A 684-nucleotide genomic window follows, 5' to 3' on the forward strand; every position below is an offset into this window, starting at 1 on the left:
CGATCGCTTCCTTGTCCGCGTGACTGATGACACCGCCACATTCGTCGCAGCTGAAGCAGGCCGCATGCAGCCGCTCCGGATCGAGGTTTTTGCGGAAGTTCTCCCAGGTCAGCGGTGCCTCGTGCCCACAATGCGGGCAAGGGACGTAGTAGAGCCGCTGATCGCTTCGCTCGTAGGCCTTCGAAATCCGGCAGGTGCCTTTGATCTGCGGCGTCGACACCCGGAGGATTTTGGCATCCTCGAAGCCCGACGCCCGGCTTTCTGCCAGCGCCTCGGGATCGCCCTTGGCGGTCATCTCGAACTTGGCGACGTCATCCATGACGACCAGGCGGCGGGTGGTGCCTGCAAGATCGTCGGGTGACCCAGCGCTTGCCACCTTCAGCGAACCGTTTCTGGCGGCGGTCTCCTGATTGAACTTCGCATCCTTGTTGTCACCGCCGCTGCCGAATATCCGCTTCAGGCTGGGCGCCTGCCGCCGCATCGGCAACCACTTGTTGTCCACCCACTCGGTCGCGGCGCTGGTGGTCGGATGCACCACCAGGCTGTCCAGCGGTCCGAACTCGTGCCAGGCCCCCACGACCGGGTTGACGATCGAGACCGTCTTGCCCCACTGCGCCGAACCGCGGATCGTGTTCTCGCGCGAGGGGTGCTCGGGCGAAAGCACTTCATGGATTTCCCGCAGGA

The 684-nt window shown here is 64.2% G+C and carries 1 protein-coding gene; it reads right to left on the reverse strand.

Annotation, left to right across the window (positions count from 1 at the left end):
• Positions 1-684: phage terminase large subunit family protein (locus tag ACFO5X_RS26200; RefSeq protein WP_380723290.1), on the reverse strand; the 684-nt coding region annotated here is incomplete at both ends.

Origin of the sequence: Seohaeicola nanhaiensis (assembly GCF_042654245.1) — a bacterium.
Classification (GTDB): domain Bacteria; phylum Pseudomonadota; class Alphaproteobacteria; order Rhodobacterales; family Rhodobacteraceae; genus Seohaeicola_A; species Seohaeicola_A nanhaiensis.